Source organism: Clostridium sp. UBA4548 (genome assembly GCF_002387895.1).
In the GTDB taxonomy this organism is placed as follows: Bacteria; Bacillota; Clostridia; order Clostridiales; family Clostridiaceae; genus Clostridium_J.
Window position 1 is genome coordinate 119,501 of the sequence record NZ_DGLI01000028.1, and the last position, 22,364, is coordinate 141,864.

Annotated in this window: 19 protein-coding genes and 1 other annotated feature; of the genes, 1 reads left to right on the plus strand and 18 read right to left on the minus strand. The window is 31.4% G+C overall.

What is annotated here, in order from left to right; translation table 11 throughout:
- Window positions 1-75 precede the first annotated feature (75 nt).
- The 15 genes from mltG to B3040_RS11830 form a co-directional block, all read right to left on the minus strand.
- A complete protein-coding gene (gene mltG, locus B3040_RS11760) occupies window positions 76-1,074 on the minus strand; it encodes an endolytic transglycosylase MltG (RefSeq protein ID WP_291573494.1) in 999 nt (332 codons plus the stop codon).
- Between the two features lie 109 nt (window positions 1,075-1,183).
- Complete coding sequence (gene typA, locus B3040_RS11765; RefSeq protein WP_291573496.1) at window positions 1,184-3,013, minus strand: translational GTPase TypA; 1,830 nt, start codon at window positions 3,011-3,013, stop codon at window positions 1,184-1,186.
- A 335-nt stretch (window positions 3,014-3,348) separates the two neighbouring features.
- Window positions 3,349-5,016 carry a ribonuclease J gene (locus B3040_RS11770; protein ID WP_291573499.1) on the minus strand — a complete coding sequence of 556 codons (1,668 nt, stop codon included), beginning with the start codon at window positions 5,014-5,016 and terminating at the stop codon, window positions 3,349-3,351.
- Between the two features lie 119 nt (window positions 5,017-5,135).
- Complete coding sequence (locus tag B3040_RS11775; RefSeq protein WP_017414595.1) at window positions 5,136-5,573, minus strand: Fur family transcriptional regulator; 438 nt, start codon at window positions 5,571-5,573, stop codon at window positions 5,136-5,138.
- A 64-nt stretch (window positions 5,574-5,637) separates the two neighbouring features.
- Window positions 5,638-5,901, minus strand: a complete 264-nt coding sequence (locus B3040_RS11780) for a DUF1292 domain-containing protein (protein ID WP_291573503.1) — start codon at window positions 5,899-5,901, stop codon at window positions 5,638-5,640.
- A gap of 31 nt (window positions 5,902-5,932) precedes the next feature.
- On the minus strand, window positions 5,933-6,343 hold the full coding sequence (gene ruvX, locus B3040_RS11785) for a Holliday junction resolvase RuvX (RefSeq protein WP_291573506.1): 411 nt from the start codon (window positions 6,341-6,343) through the stop codon (window positions 5,933-5,935).
- Between the two features lie 126 nt (window positions 6,344-6,469).
- Window positions 6,470-6,724 (minus strand): IreB family regulatory phosphoprotein, encoded by a 255-nt coding sequence (locus B3040_RS11790; RefSeq protein WP_017414598.1) that lies wholly within the window; start codon window positions 6,722-6,724, stop codon window positions 6,470-6,472.
- A 72-nt stretch (window positions 6,725-6,796) separates the two neighbouring features.
- Window positions 6,797-9,448 (minus strand): alanine--tRNA ligase, encoded by a 2,652-nt coding sequence (gene alaS / locus B3040_RS11795; protein WP_291573508.1) that lies wholly within the window; start codon window positions 9,446-9,448, stop codon window positions 6,797-6,799.
- 79 nt (window positions 9,449-9,527) lie between these two features.
- Window positions 9,528-9,700: a binding site (T-box leader), on the minus strand.
- A gap of 293 nt (window positions 9,701-9,993) precedes the next feature.
- Window positions 9,994-11,019 carry an AI-2E family transporter gene (locus tag B3040_RS11800; protein WP_291573510.1) on the minus strand — a complete coding sequence of 342 codons (1,026 nt, stop codon included), beginning with the start codon at window positions 11,017-11,019 and terminating at the stop codon, window positions 9,994-9,996.
- The gene (locus tag B3040_RS11805; protein WP_291573512.1) at window positions 11,006-11,515 is read right to left on the minus strand and encodes a PRC-barrel domain-containing protein; all 510 of its coding nucleotides are present in this window, start codon (window positions 11,513-11,515) and stop codon (window positions 11,006-11,008) included. Before B3040_RS11805 ends, B3040_RS11800 begins: the two co-directional genes overlap by 14 nt.
- Before the next feature lie 122 nt (window positions 11,516-11,637).
- Window positions 11,638-12,072 (minus strand): Fe-S cluster assembly scaffold protein NifU, encoded by a 435-nt coding sequence (gene nifU / locus B3040_RS11810; protein ID WP_291573514.1) that lies wholly within the window; start codon window positions 12,070-12,072, stop codon window positions 11,638-11,640.
- Window positions 12,073-12,198: 126 nt separating this feature from the next.
- Window positions 12,199-13,272, minus strand: coding sequence for a tRNA 2-thiouridine(34) synthase MnmA (mnmA, locus tag B3040_RS11815; protein ID WP_291573516.1), 1,074 nt, complete (start codon window positions 13,270-13,272; stop codon window positions 12,199-12,201).
- A 10-nt stretch (window positions 13,273-13,282) separates the two neighbouring features.
- On the minus strand, window positions 13,283-13,708 hold the full coding sequence (gene nifU, locus B3040_RS11820) for a Fe-S cluster assembly scaffold protein NifU (protein WP_291573517.1): 426 nt from the start codon (window positions 13,706-13,708) through the stop codon (window positions 13,283-13,285).
- Between the two features lies 1 nt (window position 13,709).
- Window positions 13,710-14,894, minus strand: a complete 1,185-nt coding sequence (gene nifS, locus B3040_RS11825) for a cysteine desulfurase NifS (protein ID WP_291573520.1) — start codon at window positions 14,892-14,894, stop codon at window positions 13,710-13,712.
- Entirely contained in the window at window positions 14,887-15,327 is a 441-nt protein-coding gene (locus tag B3040_RS11830; RefSeq protein ID WP_291573522.1) for an RrF2 family transcriptional regulator, read from the minus strand. The genes nifS and B3040_RS11830 overlap by 8 nt, the downstream gene beginning before the upstream one ends.
- A gap of 236 nt (window positions 15,328-15,563) precedes the next feature.
- Between B3040_RS11830 and B3040_RS11835 the strand changes: the two genes are divergently transcribed.
- On the plus strand, window positions 15,564-16,913 hold the full coding sequence (locus tag B3040_RS11835; RefSeq protein ID WP_291573525.1) for an aminotransferase class V-fold PLP-dependent enzyme: 1,350 nt from the start codon (window positions 15,564-15,566) through the stop codon (window positions 16,911-16,913).
- A gap of 31 nt (window positions 16,914-16,944) precedes the next feature.
- On the opposite strand, the gene B3040_RS11840 is transcribed toward B3040_RS11835, so the two are convergent.
- The 3 genes from B3040_RS11840 to B3040_RS11850 form a co-directional block, all read right to left on the minus strand.
- Window positions 16,945-18,339 (minus strand): APC family permease, encoded by a 1,395-nt coding sequence (locus B3040_RS11840; protein ID WP_291573527.1) that lies wholly within the window; start codon window positions 18,337-18,339, stop codon window positions 16,945-16,947.
- Window positions 18,340-19,030: 691 nt separating this feature from the next.
- A complete protein-coding gene (locus B3040_RS11845) occupies window positions 19,031-21,559 on the minus strand; it encodes an ABC transporter permease (RefSeq protein WP_291573529.1) in 2,529 nt (842 codons plus the stop codon).
- Window positions 21,559-22,239 (minus strand): ABC transporter ATP-binding protein, encoded by a 681-nt coding sequence (locus tag B3040_RS11850; RefSeq protein ID WP_291573531.1) that lies wholly within the window; start codon window positions 22,237-22,239, stop codon window positions 21,559-21,561. Before B3040_RS11850 ends, B3040_RS11845 begins: the two co-directional genes overlap by 1 nt.
- Between the last annotated feature and the right edge of the window lie 125 nt (window positions 22,240-22,364).

Consider the following 22,364-nt stretch of genomic DNA (forward strand, 5'->3'; position numbering starts at 1 on the left):
CTATTTAATTATTATATGGTTATATAATCTGTATATAAAAATTTTATTAAATAAAATCTCATACACTATATTATATTATTGTTCATCTTTATAGTTTAAAAACTCTTCATAAGTCTTAAAAAACTTATGATTTAAGTTATCCTTTGTTATGTAAAAAAGATATTCGCTGCTAGTAGGAAATAATGCCGCTTCTATGGAATCCTTACCTGGATTACAGATAGCACCTATTGGCATCCCCTTAACATAATAAGTATTATAAGGCGATTGAATCTCTAAATCCTTATAGAGCAAAGCCTCTTTATGTTCACCTAGAGCATACAAAACTGTAGCATCTATTTGAAGTTTCATTCCTATTTTTATTCTGTTATCAATTACTGATGAAACTAATAGTTTTTCTTCTTTAGCAGTAACTTCACGTTCAATTAAAGAAGCTTTTGTAATCAAATTCTCTAAGGTATCATTACTTATATCTATATTTTTCTCTTTTTCTATGGTCTTAATAACCTCTAAAAATCTTTTATGCATTAATTGTATTACTTCATTACCGGTAATATTTTTCTTAAATCTATAGGTATCAGGGAATAAAAAACCTTCTAAGCTATATCTTTTTTCAGCATTTGTAGCTATATAATCTGGTAGCTTATATTCCTTACAGGCCTTTATAAACTCTTCTTTCTTTAAAATTCCCTTTTCTTCTAATGTTGAACCTATTTGTTCTATAGTATAACCTTCTGGAATAGTTACATTAGCATTTTGTTGATTTAAATTAGGATCTTCTAATGCCTTTATAAATTCATCCATAGTTAAAGTTGGTGAAACACTAAACTCACCTGGTATAATTTGTGGATTTATCTTATTAATTTTTACATAAAGTTTGGTTAACATTGGATTTTTAATAACTTTTTTATTATTTAGCTCCCCTAATACGTTATAGAAGGTATATCCTTCTTTAATTTCTATTACAATGTCTTCTTTCCCTTTAAATGGATGCGAAGTAACATTTTTGTAATAAAACATACCCCCTAAGCCAATAATTAAAAATGCAATTAAAACTATAATTATTGGTTTCTTCACAAAATCACCCCATATTATTTAATAAGTAACAAGGACTTAATTATTTAACTTCTTTCTAAGAAGGCTTTAACTCAATGTGCAGCATGAGCTAAAGCTTTCTGTTTTTTAACTACTTTATTTTCTTTAAAGAAGCTCTTTTTCTTAGTGTTGGGTCTAGTATTTTCTTTCTCATTCTAATAGTCTTAGGTGTAACCTCAACAAGCTCATCTGAAGCAACAAACTCTAAGCATTGCTCTAGGGACATATCATTTACTGGAACAAGCTTTAATGCGTCATCTGCTCCAGAAGATCTTGTGTTTGAAAGATGCTTTTTCTTACAAACATTAACTTCAATATCGTCTCCTCTAGAACATTCTCCACATATCATTCCTTGATATACAGGCACTCCTGGTCCTATGAATAAGGTTCCTCTTTCTTGTGCGTTAAATAATCCGTAAGTTACAGATTCACCACTCTCGAATACTACAAGTGATCCTCTACTTCTCTCTGGAATATCTCCTCTGAACTTCTCATAACCTTCTAATACATGATTCATTATTCCATTTCCTCTTGTGTCTGTCATAAACTCATTTCTGAATCCAATTAATCCTCTAGAAGGTATTTTAAATTCTAATCTTGTGTATCCATTTATAGCACTAGTCATGTTAATCATTTCTGCTTTTCTTGGTCCTAACTTTTCCATAACTACGCCCATAAATTCTTCAGGTACATCTATAGTTAAATTTTCAACTGGCTCTAGTAATTCTCCGTCTTTTTCCTTATAGATAACCGTTGGTTTAGAAACTTGGAACTCATAGCCTTCTCTTCTCATAGTCTCGATTAATATAGAAAGATGTAGCTCGCCTCTACCACTTACTTTAAAGGAATCTGCTGAATCTGTTTCTTCTACTTTTAAACTTACATTTGTTTCAAGTTCTTTCATAAGTCTATCTCTTAAATGTCTTGAAGTAACAAACTCCCCATCTAGTCCTGCAAAAGGTGAGTTGTTAACTATAAAGTTCATACTAAGAGTAGGTTCATCAATATCAACAAATGGAAGCGCTTCAGGTGATGCTGCATCTGCTATAGTTTCACCAATATTAATATCAGATATTCCAGAAATAGCTACAATATCTCCAAGCTTAGCTTCTTCAGTATCTTCTCTCTTTAATCCATTATACACAAATAAACTTGAAATTTTTACATTTTTTGTGCTTCCATCTCTTCTTATTTGAGCAACGTTTTGGTTTCTCTTTACAGTTCCTCTTTCAATTTTACCTATACCAATTTTACCTACATACTCATTGTAATCAATAGATGTAATAAGTAATTGTAATGGTTCATCTATATATCCAACTGGTGGGTTTACAGTGTTGATAATAGCTTCGAAAAGTGGTCCCATACCTTGTGAATCATCTTCTAATTCGTTTTTTGCTATTCCTTCTCTTGCTGAAGCATATATAACCTTAAAGTCTAACTGTTCATCATTAGCTCCAAGTTCTACGAATAAGTCAAAAACTTCATTTATAACTTCTTCAGCTCTTGCATCTTTCCTATCAATCTTATTGATAACAACCATAGGCTTTAACTTAAGTTCTAGTGCCTTCTTAAGAACAAACTTAGTTTGAGGCATAGCCCCTTCATAAGCATCAACTACTAAAAGAACACTATCAACCATCTTAAGTACCCTTTCCACTTCTCCACCAAAGTCAGCGTGTCCAGGAGTATCGATGATATTAATCTTAACATCATTATACATTACTGCAGTATTCTTAGAAAGTATTGTAATTCCTCTTTCTCTTTCTAAATCGTTAGAGTCCATTACTCTTTCTTGAACCTTTTCATTTTCTCTAAACACCTTACTTTGTTTTAAAAGTGCATCTACTAAAGTAGTCTTACCGTGGTCAACGTGGGCAATTATAGCCACGTTTCTTATGTCTTCTCTTGTATATAAATTCATCATTTTCCTCCAATGTTCATCAAATTTTTTAGAATTAATTGCAAAATCAAACTAGTAAGGAATTCCTTACTAGTTTTTAATAATAGAAACTAGTTAAAGTATCTAGCTTAATATAACATTAATATCATATATTTTAATATGATAATGCATAGCTTCACTTATTAGAGTATTCCGTGCAAAATAAAATTGGATACTTTAGTTTGTACCCAATTTTAAAATTCACTATACTTATTCTAATATTATGCTCCATAAAAGTCAATGTTATAACAATATTAGTTATTTGTTAATATTAATAAAATTTTCCACATATAGGTTTTATACTATGAAAAATCAATTTATACTTCCATAATTATAGGTAAAATCATTGGTCTTCTCTTAGTTTTTTCATATAAATATACTCTTAATACTTCTCTTATGTTAGCTTTTATAGTTGGCCATTCGGTAATATTTTTTTCTTCACATTCTTTAAGAGCTTCTCTTACACGTTCTCTAGCTTGTTCCATTAGATCTTCTGATTCCCTTACATATACAAATCCCCTAGATATTATATCTGGACCTGCTATTACAGAGCCACTTTCTTTGTCTATAGTAACAACTACAGTTAATATACCATCCTGTGATAGATGTTTTCTGTCCCTTAAAACAATATTCCCTACATCACCAACACCTAGACCATCTACAAACACCTGTCCAGAAATAACTGAACCAGATTTTCTTATAGAGTCTCTAGTTATTTCGATAACATCTCCATTTTCCCCTAAGTAAACATTCTTTTCTTTCATTCCAAGTTTTACAGCAAGTTCACCATGTTGTTTTAAATGTCTGTACTCACCATGAACTGGAATAAAAAACTTAGGCTTTACTAAAGTATGAATTAGTTTTAATTCTTCTTGGCAAGCATGACCTGATACGTGCACATCTGCCAAAGCTTCATAAATAACTTCTGCCCCTTGTTTAAATAGTTGATTTATAACTTTAGACACAAGTTTTTCATTTCCCGGAATAGGAGTTGCAGAAATAATAACCATATCACCTGGAATAATATTTACTTTTTTATGTTCAGAAGCTGCCATTCTTGATAAAGCTGACATAGGTTCCCCTTGGCTTCCAGTAGTTATTATCACAATTTCATTCTCTGGATACTTTCCAATAGAATCTACATTAATTAATGCACCCTCATCAATATTTATATATCCAAGTTCTATTGCAACTGCAATTATATTCTCCATACTTCTTCCAGAAAGGGCAACTTTTCTTCCATATTTTCTTGCAGCAGTTATTACTTGCTGTACTCTATGAATGTTTGAAGCAAAAGTTGCTACAATTATCCTTCCCTTTGCAGAATGAAATATGTTTTCAAAGGTTTCTCCTACAGTGCTTTCTGACATGGTATACCCTGGTCTTTCAACATTTGTGCTATCTGCCATCATAACAGTAACACCTTTTTTACCAAGTTCTGCGAATCTGGTTAGGTCGGCTACTCCACCATCTATTGGAGTAAAATCTATTTTAAAATCTCCTGTGTGAAGTAATACTCCTGCAGGAGTGTGAATTGCCAAAGCTACAGAATCTGCGATACTATGACTTGTTCTAATAAATTCTACAGATGAGTTTTCCAGCTTAACAATATCTTTTGGTTTAACAGTTATAAGTTCTACTGTACTTAATAATCCATGTTCTTTTAGCTTAGTCTCAACAATTCCTAGAGTAAGCTTAGTTCCATAAACAGGAATATTAATTTGTTTTAGTACATATGGCAAAGCCCCTATATGATCCTCGTGACCATGAGTTAGAAAAATGCCCTTAACCTTATCTTTATTTTTCAAAAGATAATTTATTTCTGGAATTACTACATCAATTCCTAGCATTTCATCATCTGGAAATTTTAAACCACAATCTATTACTATTATATCATTTTTATATTCAATAACAGTAAGGTTCTTGCCAATTTCATTTAATCCCCCTAAAGGAATAATCTTAATTTTTTCTTTTTCCTTTTTCAAATATTCTTCCCTCCTTCATTTAAAAATAGGTATCTGAAATAAATAACAAGAAAAAGCTGTTAAATATATCAGCATTTAACTAGTTACCTTTAAGATACCTTTTGTTGCTTATATATCATTTAAGAGCATTCGCTACAAAGGCCGTAAAATTTCAATGTATGATTCTCTATATTAAACTTATATTTTTTTTCAATAACTTCTTCAATTTCATCCAACAAATCACCTTGAACCTCAATTACTTTCCCACAGCCATTACATATTAAATGATGGTGTTGATGACTATCATCTTGGTGACAAAGTTCATACCTACTACGCCCATCATCTAAATCAAGTTTGCAAACTACTCCCATTTCCTCAAGTAATTGCACTGTTCTGTAAACTGTAGCTAATCCAATCTCTGGACAATCTACTTTTACTAAATCATATAATTCCTCTGCTGTAAGATGGCTACCTTCACTATTGATAATTTCACTAAGTATGGCTCTTCTTTGAGGTGTCAGTTTATATCCTTTTTCCTTAAGGAATTCTTTTAAATTTTCAATCTTATCCTTTGCCATTTTTGAATTAATACACCCTCTCTTTTCTAATTATCATGAAGTTACCTCTTATGTAAAACCCAGATTAATCTAATAGACCTTCTTCTGAAAGTGTTTCATAAGCTTCAGCAACCATATTAAATTCATCTTCATCATCTACAGAAACTAAAACCTCATTACCATCTTCATCTTCAACAACTTTAAGTGCTACTGCATCTAAATCATCAGTTCCAGCTGGAACTACTATAAAGTATTCGTTTTCTTCTATGTCTAATTTTGTTATTACTTCAAATTCTATATCATTTCCTTCTTCATCAGTTAATACAACTTTTTCTAAATAATTATCCATTTGTTGCCTCCTAATATGTATTTGTATTTTATTAATATATACTGTCCAAATATCCTTGTAATATATAAGTTGCTGCAATTTTATCCACTATTTTTTTTCTTTTGCTTCGAGACATATCTACTTCTAACATAGCCTTATGTGCTGCTACTGTAGTAAGCCTTTCATCCCAATATTTAATTGGTACTTCTGTATTTTCTTTTAGCTTATCACAAAACTCCATAACCTTTTCGCCCTGCATTCCTATGGTTCCGTTCATATTTTTAGGCATTCCAGAAATTATGGTGTCAACATTATATTCTCTACAAATCTTTAAAACTTCTTCAATATCATATTCTATCTTCTTGCGTTTAATGGTGGTTATGCCTTGTGCTGTAAATCCTAGCGGATCACTTATTGCCACTCCAATAGTTCTATCTCCAACGTCTAATCCAAGTACTCTCATATGCTACTCCTTAGTATATTTAGCACCTCTTTAGAGCTGCCTATTATTTAAAAGTATAACAACTAAACCTTTATAGCCTTAGTATTTGTGAATTACAAATAAAAATGCCCGATGACGGGCATTTTTTTATTTTATTTCTAGATAAGCTTTTAAAACTTCTTCTAATATATCGTCTCTCTCTAGCTTACTAACTAATGCTCTTGCTCCGTTATAGTTGGTTATATAAGTAGGGTCACCAGATATTAAATATCCAACTAATTGATTTACTGGATTATACCCTTTTTCTTTTAAAGCATTATACACGTCAGTTAGTATCATTTTAGTCATATCCTTTTTATCTTTAATTACATCAAACTGAACTGTGTGTTGTTTATCCACCATAATCACCTTCTTATTTTATATGATACAGGTATATCTTAGATATATTATAAAACATTATCTCCAAAAAGTATACTATTTTACCAAAGTTTCTATTATTAGGAGAGCCTTATCCATAGCCTCTTTCAGTTTCTCTGGAAGCTTTCCGCCAGCCTGTGCCATATCAGGTCTTCCGCCGCCACCGCCGCCAGCAACTGTTGCAACTTCCTTGATTATCTTACCACAATGCACACCTTTCGATACGGCTTCCTTAGATGCCATAGCTACAAATTGAACCTTGCCATTAGAGTTACTTCCCAGAACTACTACTCCATCCCCAAGTCTATCTCTTAATTTATCTCCAAGATTTCTCAGTGCATCGCCCTCAACATCCTTAACAATACCAACTACAGACTTAACTCCTTTTATTTCTTTAACACTATTTAAAAGCTCATCCTCTGCACCACTAGTTAATTTTTCTTTAAGGGCTTGAATTTCTTTTTCCTTTTCTTTTAAAGTTGTTACTACAGAGGTCAGCTTATTTAGGATATCCTTTTCTCCACATTTTAACACCGAAGAAATTTCCTTTAAGAAGTTATTTTTTTCTTCAACATACTTAACTGATTTTTCTCCTGTTATAGCTTCTATTCTTCTTATTCCTGCTGCTACTCCTGTTTCACTTAGAATTTTAAATAATCCTATTTCACCAGAATTTTCAACATGAGTTCCTCCGCAAAGCTCTTTGCTATAATCTCCTACTGAAACTACCCTTACATCTTCCTTATATTTATCATCAAATAATGCTACTGCACCACTTGCTTTAGCTTCATCTATAGACATAACATTGGTAGCTACATTGTAAACCTTCATTATTTCTCTATTTAGTATATTTTCAACTTTTATAACTTCCTCTTCACTAAGTGCTGCAAAATGAGTGAAGTCAAATCTCAATCTATCCTCATCCACATAGGAGCCAGCCTGATTAACATGCTCTCCTAACACTTCCTTTAGTGCCTCATGAAGCATATGAGTTGCAGTATGGTTTTTACAAATGTTCTCTCTTTTTCTATTATCTACTTCTAAGGTAACAACTTCATTTTCTTTCAAACTTCCTTCGAGAACTTCAACAAAATGAAGGGTTTTCCCACTAATATTTTTCTTACAGTTATAAACCTTAGCCTTAAAACTAGGAGAATAAATTAATCCACTATCTCCAACTTGGCCTCCCATTTCAGCATAAAATGGTGTATTGTCAGTAACAATAATTCCTTTTTCACCTTTTTCTAAGGAATTTGTAAAGTTATCTTCTTTTATTAAAACTAAAACCTTGCCTTCACAGTTTAAAGTTTCATATCCCTTAAATTCAGTTGTAACTTCTAATGGAATTTTATTTAAGACTCCATCATCACTACCCATGTAGCTAGAATCTCCCCTAGCTGCCCTTGCTGTTTTTCTTTGATTATCCATCTCAGCATTAAAGCCTTCTATGTCTATAGTTAGACCTTTCTCCTCTACAATTTCTTGTGTAAGTTCTAGAGGGAATCCATAGGTGTCATAAAGCTTAAATGCCTTTTCGCCACTTAAAGTTTTCTCATTCTTACTTTCTAACTCTTCAATATAACACTTTAATATATCCATTCCTGAATCTATAGTTTCTGTAAATCTTTCTTCTTCAAGCTTAATAACTTTCTTAATATAATCTTTCTTTTCTTCTAGCTCTGGATAAGCACCTTTGCTGTTTTCAATTACCTTATCACAAAGTTCATGTAGGAAAATGTTTTTAATTCCTAGAAGTCTACCATGTCTTGCAGCTCTTCTTAATATTCTTCTTAAAACATACCCTCTTCCCTCATTAGATGGTAGGACTCCATCAGAAATTAAGAAAGTAGTACTTCTTATGTGGTCAGTAATTACTCTTATAGAAATATCAGTTTTTCTATCTTTTCCATAAGTAACTTTAGCTATATCACAAACCTCATCTAAAATTGCTCTTATAGTATCTACTTCAAAAATACTATTTACATTTTGCATAATGGTCGCAATTCTTTCAAGGCCCATCCCTGTATCTATATTTGGATTCTTAAGTTTTATATAATTACCCTTTTCATCTTTATCAAACTGAGTAAATACTAAGTTCCAAAACTCAATTACTCTATCTTCTTCCCCAGCTTTAATAAAGTCAGCTTCATTTGTTATAGTCCCAAGTTCACTATTTCTATCGTAGTGAATTTCTGAACATGGTCCACATGGTCCAGGTCCTACTCCAACTTCCCAAAAGTTATCTTCTTTTCCAAGTCTAAATATTCTATTTGGATCTACATCTGTGGTTCTACTCCAAATTTCAAAAGCCTCATCATCCTCAAGATAGATAGTTACATAAAGCTTTTCCTTTGGTATTTGAAGTGTTTCCGTAATATATTCCCAAGCCCATGGAATTATCTGTTCCTTAAAGTAATCTCCGAAAGAGAAATCTCCAAGCATTTCAAAAAAAGTACCATGTCTTGAAGTTTTACCTACATTGTCAATATCACCAGTTCTTATGCATTTTTGACAATTTGTAACTCTTTTGCTAGGTGGCGTTTGAAGTCCTGTAAAATAAGGTTTAAGTGGTGCCATCCCTGCATTAATTAGCAATAAACTATTATCATTCTTAGGAACTAGCGGAAAACTCACCATTCTCAAATGGTCTTTACTTTCAAAAAACTTTAAAAAAGATTCTCTAATTTCATTTAGCGACATATTCTTCATTATATATCAACCTCCAAATTATTATTCATTTTCATCTAAAATTAATAAATTTATGCACAAAAAAAACCTCTTCCCCAACCAAAGGGACGAAGGTTTTCCGCGTTACCACCCTAATTATATCAATGAACCATCGATATCTCTTAATTAAAATATAGCTCCAAAACAGCTTCAATATACTTTCCAAGAAGTTTTCACCAGCCACTTCCTCTCTGAATGTTCCGTACACTTACTCCTTTTTATCATAGCTTAATATTCATTTATTTCTATTTTAAACCTTGTTAACTACAAATTAAGTAGCATATACTCTTCTACTACACAAAAGTATAGTCCATTTATGACTATCTTTATTATACCAAGGCTTGGATCAAGCTCTCTACATACCCTTATTCATAAGACTTTATATTGTGAATTATAAGTAAAATAATATTAATTGTCAATACAGAGAAATGAAGTTATACTTTTGGTTCTGCAAATTTCCTCTTAGTTGTCTTAATAGTTTATAGATTATTATATCAAGTATTAAATAGAAGCCCTGATTTCTCCTTTTAGAATAAATAATAATCTAAATCCTCATAAAGAATCTTAACCATAACCCAAAGAGGAACCACTACAATCATTCCGATTATACCACCTAAACTTCCACCTATGAGTAATAAAAGTAATATAGTTAAAGGATGGGAACTTACACTATCTCCCATCATTTTGGGTCCAACTACATTTCCCTCAATTTGCTGAATCAAATTAAGCCAGATTGCTAACCATATAGCTTTTTGAACAGAAGTGAAACTTGCTAATATAACAATAGGTATTGCTCCAATTAAAGGTCCAAAGTAAGGTATAATATTGAACACTGCATTAATCAAAGATAAAGCAAAGGCAAACTTAACTCCTGTGAATATTAATATAATATATGTAAGAACCCCAACAATACCACATAATTCAAACTGAGTTATTATATATCTTTCTAAAACCTTGTCAATGTGAACTAATGCTCTTTTTACAACATTCCTACTCTCCATAGGTACATATCTTATTACCCCATTAAGTATTTTTTCATCATCACATAAGAAAAAGTATACTAAAGTTGGAATGATGAATATAAGGAGTATATTCTCCCCAATACTGATAGTTGTATTTATAGTTTCTGTAACAAAACCTTGAGCACTTTCCTTTATCTTTATATAAATATTATTTAAAGTTTCTCTAACAAACTCATTTTTTGCAAACTCATACTTATCTAAAGAAAATCTATTGAAATAGTTTTTAATTTGGCTAACTGTATTAGCAAAATTTGCACCTTCTTTATATATTGAAGGTATTAACAATATAAAAATCAAAGCTATAGCTAGTAAAATAGTGCTAATAACTATAATAGCTGATAACTTCTTGTTTAAGCCTTTACGTAGAAATATTTTGTAAAATGGCCTTAAGCTATATGCAATAATAAAGGAAATTAAAATAACTCCAAATATATCTAAAAAAATAGGAACCTTCCAAATGAGAATCACTATTAAAGCTATAAAAGCAATAGTAATCAGGATATTTTTATACTTTATCTTAATGTTCTTCATAATTTACCACAACCTTTGAAAGGGATTTATGAGGAGTTACCACAAGTTTAAACTTATCTTCATTTCCAAAATAGAGTAAATTATCTTCGCCTAAAATTAACTCCTTAATAAGAAGTATTTTTCTCTCTCTAAAAATTCCAGCTATAGTTCCACATTTTATTGATATACCTTTTAGCTCAAAGGTTTTTTCACAAAATATAATGTCATTAACCATTCCTAATATATTTGAATGTTTGTCTAAAACATACATATTTCTAAGTTCTGAAAAAGAAATTTGATTTTCCTTAGTAGTTTTGGTTACTAAAATTTTGGTATTATAATAAATAATATCCTCTTTTAATATATTAAAACCTTTGCTTATAAACTTATAAGGATTAACCTTAAAGCCTGTTACTTCTTTTTTATTAAAGTTAATTAAAATATCCTTAACATAGCCTAAATTCTTACCGTTGATGTCTATTACATCCATATATATAAAATCTCTACTTTTCAACATAATTGTTACCACTCCAAAGTATGTAATTATTATGTTATTATATCCAAATTATTCAAGTATATACTTTAAAAAAAGGATAGTCTCAAGTTTCATCAAAACTTGAAGCTATCCTTAAAATTATCTTATAATTCTTCTACTTCATGTTGGTGTGAATTAGTATTTTCGTATTTATCCTTCCACTTATCAAGGCCTATAGCTTCTCTATAATTGTTAATGGCCCTATGAATGGTTTGTTCCGCAAGTACTGAACAATGAATTTTTGCTGCTGGAAGACCGTCTAAAGCTTCTATTACAGACTTATTAGTAAGTCCCCAGGCTTCTTCTAAGGTTTTGTTCTTTATTAGCTCTGTTGCAATACTAGAAGATGCTATAGCAGAACCACATCCAAAGGTCATAAACCTTACATCCTTAATAATGTTGTCTTCTACCTTTAGGTAAATCTTCATTATATCTCCACAGTTTGCATCTCCTGCTTCCCCTATACCATTTGCATCTGGCAAGGTTCCCACATTTCTTGGGCTATAAAAATGTTCCAATACTTTATCACTATAATCCATTAAATAACATCTCCTAATTCAAAACTTATAGTTAATTTAAGTTAAGACCAAATTCCCCTATAATGTTTTTAGGATATTCAGCTATATGCCAAATATCCTAAATATAAACTTCATAGTATGCTGTTGTTATAGAATTTCTTCTATAATTCCGCCGCCTACCACTAAATCATCAATATAACATACTACCGATTGTCCTTTAGTTATAGCCCTTTGCTTTTCATCGAATATAACTTTAATTCTATTATCATCCAATTGAGTAACTATAGCTGGAGCTGCTTTTGTAGAATACCTTACTTTTGCAGTTACTCTAAGCTCTCCCTGAATCTTATCAAAAGGTATTAAATTAATATTCTTTGCGATAAGCTCAGTTTTAAAAATATGCTCTTCCTCACCAAGAACTACTTCATTTCTCCAAGGAATTATATCTGTAACAAACATAGGCCTTCCAAGGGCTATACCAAGACCTTTTCTTTGTCCAATAGTATAGTGGATGATTCCTTTATGTTTTCCTAAAATCTTTCCTTGCCTATCCACAAAGTTACCTGGTTTAACTTCTCTTCCGCCATATTTCTCTATGTACTTTCCATGATCATTGTCCGGAATAAAACATATTTCCTGAGAATCTCTTTTTCTAAACACATCTAAGCCTATTTTCTCAGCTATGGCTCTAATTTCAGGTTTAGAATAAGTTCCACAAGGCATTAAAGTATGGGCAAGATGCTCTTGTGTTAACCCATAAAGCATATAGGTTTGATCTTTTTTATCGTCCTCTGACTTTCTAAGAACATACCTATCTTCTTCTTTAGTAATAGTTGCATAATGACCAGTAGCTATATAATCTGCTCCTAGCTGCTTAGCTTTTCTTAAAAGCTCACTAAATCTAACAGTTCTATTACACATAACACAAGGATTTGGAGTTCTTCCTTGGAAATATTCATCAACAAAGTAATCTATAACATTTTCCTTAAAAGGCTTCTTAAAGTTTAGCACGTAGAAGGGAATATCTAAAACATCTGCTACTCTTCTAGCATCATTTGCAGCAGCTAAAGAGCAACAACCACCTTCTGTTTCCTCGTAATCGGGATTATCAGAAAGCTTCATCATGATTCCAATTACTTCATAACCCGCTTCCTTAAGTAAGTATGCAGCTACGGAGCTATCAACTCCTCCACTCATACCAACTATAACTTTTTTTTTCATTAATTATCACCTATTCTCCGTGTACATGATCATGAATATCATCATGCTCTTTAAAGTCCCAAAGGTCTAACCCTTGATTTTTTCTGTAGTCATTTATTGCTTTATGGATAGCCTCCTCTGCAAGAACTGAACAGTGCATTTTTACTGGTGGAAGTCCATCTAAAGCTTCAGCTACTGCTTTGTTTGTTAGAGTCCAAGCTTCATCTACAGTTTTTCCTTTTATAAGTTCTGTAGCCATACTTGAAGATGCTATAGCTGAACCACAGCCAAAAGTTTTAAATTTAGCATCTATCACTATGTTGTCTTCTATTTTTAAGTAAACCTTCATTATATCTCCACATTTAGCATTTCCAACTTCTCCAATACCGCTGGCATCCTTAATTTCTCCAACATTTCTTGGATTAGTAAAATGATCCATAACTTTATCGCTATACATATTAATTCTCCCCCTTATTCATATAATCATCATATAATGGTGACATATCTCTTAATCTTTGTACTATTGATGGTACTGTTTTTAAAACATAATCAACTTCTTCTTCTGTTGTTCCATCGCCTAGACTTAATCTTAAAGAACCATGAGCTATCTCATGTGGCAATCCAATTGATAAAAGAACGTGTGAAGGATCTAGTGAACCAGATGTACATGCACTTCCACTTGAGGCACAGATTCCCATAGCATCTAACATTAAAAGTACAGATTCCCCTTCAATAAATCTAAAACATACATTCACGTTACCAGGAAGTCTATTTTCTCCCTTTGGTCCATTTAGTCTAGTATGAGGTATTTCTAATAATCCATTCATTAATTTATCTCTAAGGTAAGTTAATGTCTTATTATGTTCTTCCATATTATCAGTAGCAAATTCTATAGCTTTTCCAAGTCCTACAATACCAGCTACGTTCTCTGTTCCAGCTCTTCTATTTTTCTCTTGTCCGCCGCCATGAACTAGATTGTGAATTTTAATTCCCTTTTTAACGTATAGTGCTCCTACACCTTTAGGTCCATAAAATTTATGTGCTGCTAAAGAAAGTAAATCCATATTCATTTCTTTTACATCTACTGGAATGTGTCCAACTGCTTGAACTGCATCTGTATGGAAGAATATTTTCTTTTCCCTACAAATCTCTCCAATTTCTTTAACTGGTTGAATAGAACCAATTTCATTGTTTGCCATCATTATTGTAACTAAAATAGTATTTTCCTTGATAGCATTTTTTAAATCTTCAAGTCTTATTACACCTTCAGCATCTACATCTAAGTAAGTTACTTCAAAACCATGTTTTTCTAAGTATTCACAAGCATGTAGCACTGCATGATGCTCTATTTTTGTTGTGATTATATGATTTCCCTTATTTTGATGAGCAAAAGCAATCCCCTTTATTGCCCAGTTATCAGCTTCTGATCCACCACCAGTAAAGTAAATTTCAGCAGGGTCAGCATTAATAGCTTTAGCTACTCTCATTCTAGCCTTATCTAAAGCTTTTTTTGTTTCTCTTGAAATTGAATATACAGAAGATGGATTGCCATAAAACTCTGTAAAATAAGGTATCATCTCTTCTAATACTTCTGTTTTTGTATAGGTTGTAGCTGCATAATCCATATAAATAGGTTTATTCATTTAAATTCACTCCTTTTAACTTGGCGATGTTAAAATAATCGTCTACTATATCTTGTAAAGTAATAGAGGTGGTTACACTATCTATACTTTCTTTTATCTTTTTCCAAACAATTCTCGTGGCACAACAATCTATGTTGTTGCAAGAACCATCTTCTAAACAATTTGAAATTTCAATGGGTCCTTCTAAAACCTCTAGAACTTCATAAACTGTTATATCTTTAGGTTCTTTATCTAAAATATATCCTCCATTAGCCCCTCTTACACTTTTAATAAGTCCTGATTTTCTAAGTGATGAAAAAAGCTGTTCTAAATAATATTCAGATATTTTTTGTCTTTCAGAAATACTCTTTATGGATACTGGCTCTTTGCCATAGTTAATGGCTAAATCAACCATTGCCTTAACGCCATAACGTCCTTTAGTTGATAATTTCATATATATCATTCCTTAAGTTTCATTAATGGTTTTTAATGTTGACTGTTTTACTACACTTTCATATTAGCAAATCAGAGTAAAGTTGTCAACAATTCTATTTTACTTTTTTATTATAAGGAAGTAAAGGGAAATTTATACTCCTTCCTATCTAATTTTAGGGTTAATAATCTTTGTTGTGCCAATAGTTAAAGTTATTAATATTATGTAATAGAAGAACTTTTAGGGAGGTTACAAAAATGAGTAACTTTATAGATGGTACCTTATATAGAGATCTAATCATGGGCATAAATAATAAGGTTCAACTAGCAGATGAAAACTTGATTACTGGTATAAACTTTGATAATGCTGCTACCACTCCACCTCTAAAGTGTGTAGTTGAAGATATAATAAAATTCTGCCCCTGGTACTCATCAATTCATAGGGGAGAAGGCTATAAATCCCAATTATCCACTTCCATGTATGAAGAAAGCAGAAAAATTATTGGAAGATTCGTAGGTTATGATGAAAATAATATGGAAGTAATTTATGTGAAAAATGCCACTGAAGCAATAAATAAGTTAGCTAACATTTTATCATGTGGAAAAAGAAGTAATGCTGTTGTTTTAAGCACCTCCATGGAACACCATTCAAATGATTTGCCTTGGAGATATAACTATAACCTGGATTATGTTGATGTAGATGATAAGGGGAGACTTGACTTAACAGATTTAAAAAATAAGTTGGAAAAGTATAATGGTTTAGTAGCTTTAGTTACTGTAACTGGTGCATCAAATGTAACAGGTCACAAAAATCCTATATATGAGATTGCTAAGCTTGCTCACAAATATGGTGCAAAAATTTTAGTGGATGGAGCACAGTTAGTTCCTCATGCCCACTTTGATATGAAACCCTTCTACAGTGAAGATCATATTGACTTTGTTGCCTTTTCTGGCCACAAAATGTATGCCCCCTTTGGAACTGGGGTCTTAATAGGCTCTAAAGAAGTGTTTAATCAGTGCGGACCCGACTATGTAGGTGGTGGAACAATATCTTTTGTATCCCATGACTTAGTAAAATGGGCAGCTTCTCCAGATAGACATGAAGCTGGTTCTCCTAACGTAATTGGTTCCGTTGCCCTAAGCTGTGCTGCAGAAAAATTAAAAGAACTAGGCATGGATAATATAGATAGATATGAAAGAACCTTAACTAAATATGCTACAGAAAATCTTATAAGAATACCTTCTGTAATTCTTTATGGAGATTATATGAACTTCAGAGATAAGGTAAGCATTATTCCTTTTAATATAGAAGGGATTCACCATACTATTCTAGCTAAAATTTTATCTTACGAATTTGGAATTGCAGTTCGAAGTGGATGCTTCTGTGCACAACCCTACATGCAAAATCTCCTTCATGCCACTCCTGAAATGATTAAAGAAAATATAAATGCTCCTAAAGAAAAAATGCCTGGTACAGTACGAATTAGCTTTGGAATGTATAACACCTTTTACGAAATAGATCGTTTCCTCAATGTTATTTACAAAATTGCAATTAATAAGAATTACTATTTAAATAAATATAATTTTTTTAACTATAAATTAGTATAAAAATACCCGATGCAATTGCATCGGGTATTTTTTATAAATCTATTCCTGCTGATTCTCTTAATTTATCTACTGATTTATCAGTTTTATTTTTTTGAAGCATCATATAAACATAAACTGGTATTCCTACTAACATTAGTATAAATCCGTACATAACTGTTTCTGCTCCAGTTCCATAGATTGCATAAATAGAATATCCAAATCCAAGGATTGAGAAGAAAGCATTCTTTAAGAAGCTAGCAAAATTAAAGTTCTTATCTCCTTTAAATAATAGCACTATTTCTGCTGCTGCACAGAATGAGTATGCTGGAAGGAAGGAAAGTGTAGCAAGTAATATCATGAAATCAAAGGCCTTTTGTAAAGTACTTACATAGTTAAGTATAAGTAATGCATTCATACAAATACTTCCTATGATTAACGCAGCCGTAGGAGTACTATACTTAGGACTGATTTTCTTGAATATTTCTGGGAATAATCCATCCTCTGCTGCACCAACTGCACTTCTAGCAGTAGTTAAAAACCATCCTGAGGTTGCTCCTAAAGTAGATATTAATGCACCAAAGGCAATGAAGTTTCCTCCCCAATTTGCTCCAGTAGCACTATTTATAATATCTGCAAGTGGTGCTTCTGACTTAGCAAGGGTAGCTTGATCCATAGCTCCCATAGCCACAAAGCTCATAAAAATATAAATTGCTGATACAATCAAAATCCCGTATACAGTACTCTTTTTAATATTTTTCTCTGGGTTTTTGATTTCTCCGCCTGCTACTGTAGCACTTTCAAGTCCTACAAAGGCCCAAAGAGCTATTGCTATAGCTGAAGGTAACGTATTCATTCCAACTAATTCTTCACTAGATACTGTACTTAAATAGCTTGGGTTAAAGTTTATTGCTGCAATCACTATAAAAACAACAAGTACTCCAACCTTTAATACAGTGGATATAACCCCAATCTTACCTACATATTTAACTCCATAAATATTTATAGCAGTGAAAAGCCACACTACTATGGTACAAACTAAAAATGCAATACCAGGTGATTTAGCTGCTGGTACAAAATATGTAAAATAGCTCATAAAAGCAGTTATAATTGCGCAGTTTCCAACCCAAGAACCAATCCAAAAGGACCAACCAATTAAGAATCCTGCAAAATCTCCAAAAGCTGCTCTCGTATAAACAATAGGTCCCCCAGTTTTAGGCATCTTTGAACCAAGGTTTGCAAAGCTAAGTGCAATTAATAAAGATCCTATAGCAGTTATCATCCATGCTATCATAGATACTTTTGGATTTGTTACCCTTGCAAAGCTTGCTGGAGACATAAAAATACCAGAACCAATGATGTTTCCAACTACAATTGCTGTAGCCGCCCCAAGACCAAGCTCCCTTTTTAATTTCCCCTCATTGTTTAAAGGGTCTAAATTTTTACTCATGATTATCCTCCTTAGAAGTTAAAATAAAACTTGTCCTAAAATTCTAAAAAATCGTAAACGTATTCTATAACACTATATGTATTTTACGACCTTGTTAATACATTAACTAAGTTTAATACATAATGAGTAATAATTCAACATTTTCTAACAATTATTTTAAAATTTTATAGATAAATTATTTATATAAATAAAATTAAAATTAAACATGTTTATTTTTTGTGAATTTTATGTTGAATTTATTAAGAAAATGAAAAAAAGACCAAGGCACACATCACCCTAATCTTTTAGTACCAACTCCATATTACCTGTCATTTTAGCTATAATAGGCATTATTAACTATTAAACTAAAGTCCTAATCTTAAAAAGAAACCTTATTTTTTTACTAATTAATGGTTCCTGTACCTTGATTTGGTGCCCCCCCCTTTAATAATCTTTCTCCCCCCCCTAAACTCTTATGGATATCCTTCACTTCTAATACAGTACCCATGTTATCCCCCTTTTCAATTAAGCACCCTTAACAACCTGTGCAAAATAATATGCTTTTTATTTATTTACGTTTATAAGCAAATTTTATTTAAAAGTAGTGCATTAATATAGATTACAAATCATATTAATACACTACTTAATACACCATATTTACCATTATTATACACTTAAACAACTAACCTCTTACCTAATTAAGTATTTTTAATCATTCAACAGCTCTAATGGAGTCAACAATGCTACTTTTAAATAAACTCCTCGAAGGAATTATTGATGAAATTAGGCAAATAATTATCACTGTAACATAAGTTATAACAATAGTTACAGTTGGAAACTGCCAAATTATCCCTTGACTAATGAGTTGAGCTCCAACCATATAAATTAAATATGTCAATATAGTTCCTAAGGTTATACCTATTCCACCTGAGGCTATGCCATAGAGTAGACCTTCATGGATTATTATTTTTCTAACCTCATCACTTCCGAGTCCTAAGGCTCTCATCATGCCAATTTCCTTACTTTTTAATATTGCATTCATGCTCATTATATTTATTAAGTTTATTATGCTTATGGTAGCTATTATAAAAATAAAACTATAAAGGCTTAAAGACAATTGAAAATTAGTTTTTTTAACTCTTTCAAGCTCTTCCTTAAAAGATATTATTTTTATTTCTTTGCTTAATTTCAAATTGTTTCTTATCTCATTTTCCACTTTTTCATAGCTAACATCTTTTCTTAAATTAATTACTACTTCTTGATCTTTCTTAACCTCCATATGATTTTCAGCAAATTCACTACTTATAATGACCATATTCTTTTCTTTTCCATAGGATAAATTTAAGGCTTCTTCTTTAAGTAGTCCGCCTATGATAAAATCTTCATTACTAAAACCTAACTCCTTTCCTTCTTTATCATATCTTGTATAGCCTAGTCGTATAGTATCTCCTACTTGTACGTTAGTAAAATTATAATTATTTAAATTTTGTGCTAGAATGACAATAGGTTTTTCCCTCATCTCATTTACACTAACATTTCCCTCTAGTAACCCATCCTTTAATTTATCTAGTTCCTCACTACTATATCCCTGAAGCTCAGTAATAAATCTATAACGGTTTTGAGCTACTAAATCCTTCATAAAATTATCATTCTTACTTTCAGATTTTATATATGCTATACCATCATTTGTTAGTTTGTTTTGTGGCACTTCCATAGCAATTTGAAATTTCTTTTTTACTGACAAATAATTTATACCATCAATGTTTTTTAAACTACTAACTTCATTACTTGCTAACCCTAAGTTTTGTGAATGGCCTATGGCTGAAACAATAAAATCACCATTAAAATCATTTTTAAATCTGCTAACGGGATTAGCTAATGATATTAAGTAATTTACAATCATAAGCATAACTATACTCATACTTAAAGAAAATACTGTTGTCATAAATCTCTTCTTATTTCTGCTTAAATTAAGATAAGCTATATGAGTAGTAAAATTAAACTTTTTCATCATAAAACTATTACTTTGCAATGACTTCCTATTTCTTTCGCCTTTTATACCCATATTATTATTTGAAATAATGGCTTCCATTGGAGATATTTCTGATGCTTTTTTAGCTGGAAAGTATACTCCAACAATTATTGATGCAAATCCTACAATTAATGAAGAAATAATCCCTATACTAGGAATTTGAAATTTACTTGCAGTGTTACTCGTGCCTAGCATAATTTCTATTCCTATTTGAGTCACAAAACTTCCAAATAAGATTCCCATAGGTATAAATATTACCCCTAAGATCATGCCTTCTCCTAACACTAAGCTTTTTATCTTTTTAGGTGATGCTCCAATAGCTCTAAATATTCCAAAATCCTTTACTCTTTGTGCTACAGATACATTGAATATATTGTAGATTATTATAATAGCCACAATACCTACTACTATAAATAAACCGACACAAGCAAAATCTAGTATTTTTTGTCCTAGTACATAACTTCCTATAAGTTCATTAGGCATAAAATGAATCTCCGAATAGCTATTTGTAGCAATAAGTGTCATCAATCCATCCTGTATGGAGTAATCATCCTTAAAGGTTAAATATCCACTATATTGTACATTTTTATTATTTAAAATTGTTTCTGCACATTCTTTAGTAATATAAGCTTTCCCGGTATTTTTAGGTCCATATGCTGTAGACTTATGTTCAAATAACCCTACTAATATAAAGTTATCATTATTTTCTATATTTTTTCTTCCATTGGGAGACATGTACTCAACAACTGAAGATAATTCAATACTATCTCCAATCTTATGTTTTTGTGGAAGTAAATCTAGTATCCACTTTTCTAAGGCAATCTCCCCTTGCTTTTCTGGATACTTACCTTCTATTAACTTGTAGTTTAAAAGTTCAGTAATATTTTCATCACAACCCAAAATGTCTAATTTATAACTTGTATTTTCAAATTTATGAGTTCCTAAAGGAGTTATAAAAGTAACCTTATCTATGATAGGATCATCTTTAATTTCTTCAAATCTAGCTTTATTCCATGTAAAAAACATGGCATCATATATCCCTCCAGATCCATCAATAACACTTTGATAGAAAGCCTTTTTTATAGTCTCAACTAATATAGTTGCAGAAATTACTAAAGATATAGATAACACTATTCCAACTGCCATAAAAAAAATTCTTTTCTTATTCTTTAGAATATATCGTGGAATTAGACCCCAAAAACTGCGCATTATTTAGTCCTCTTATCATCCACAATTATGCCGTCAGCTATAGTTATAATTCTATCTGCACGAGCTGCAATATTAGGGTCATGGGTTATCATAACCAAAGTTTGATTGTATTTTTTTATGGACATAGTAAGTAAATCTAAAACCTCATTACTATTTTTGCTGTCTAAGTTTCCTGTAGGCTCATCTGCAAATATGATTGAAGGCTTATTAGCAAGAGCTCTTGCAATAGAGGTTCTTTGCTGTTGTCCTCCTGATATTTCTCCTGGTAAATGAGTTTTTCTATTTTTAATATCTAAGTTTTCCATTATTTCATTTATATAAGCTTCATCAACTTTTTTGCCATCCATTAATAATGGTAGTTTAATATTTTCCTCCACTGATAATATTGGAATTAGATTGAAGAACTGAAATATAAAGCCTATGTTTCTTCTTCTAAATCTAGATAGTTCCTTCTCTCCCATAGAATAAATATCCGTATCATTTATAAAAACTTGTCCAGCTGAAGGCTTGTCAAGTCCTGCTAGAAGATGTAGTAAGGTACTTTTCCCTGAACCACTTGGTCCTACTATTGCCGTAAATTCTCCTTTTTCAATAGAAATATCTGTAGGTTTAAGTGCCTTAACCTCTGTTTCCTTAATTCCATAGGTTTTTGTTAATCGTTTTGTTCTTAATAATTCCATAAAATCTCCCCCTAATTATTTCCTCATGAAGATTGTTTTATTAAAAATATTTTATTGGCTTCAAAGATGAAGATTTGCTCTATTTATCTTTGAAGCCTAAAAAAATTTGTACTCATATATAAATA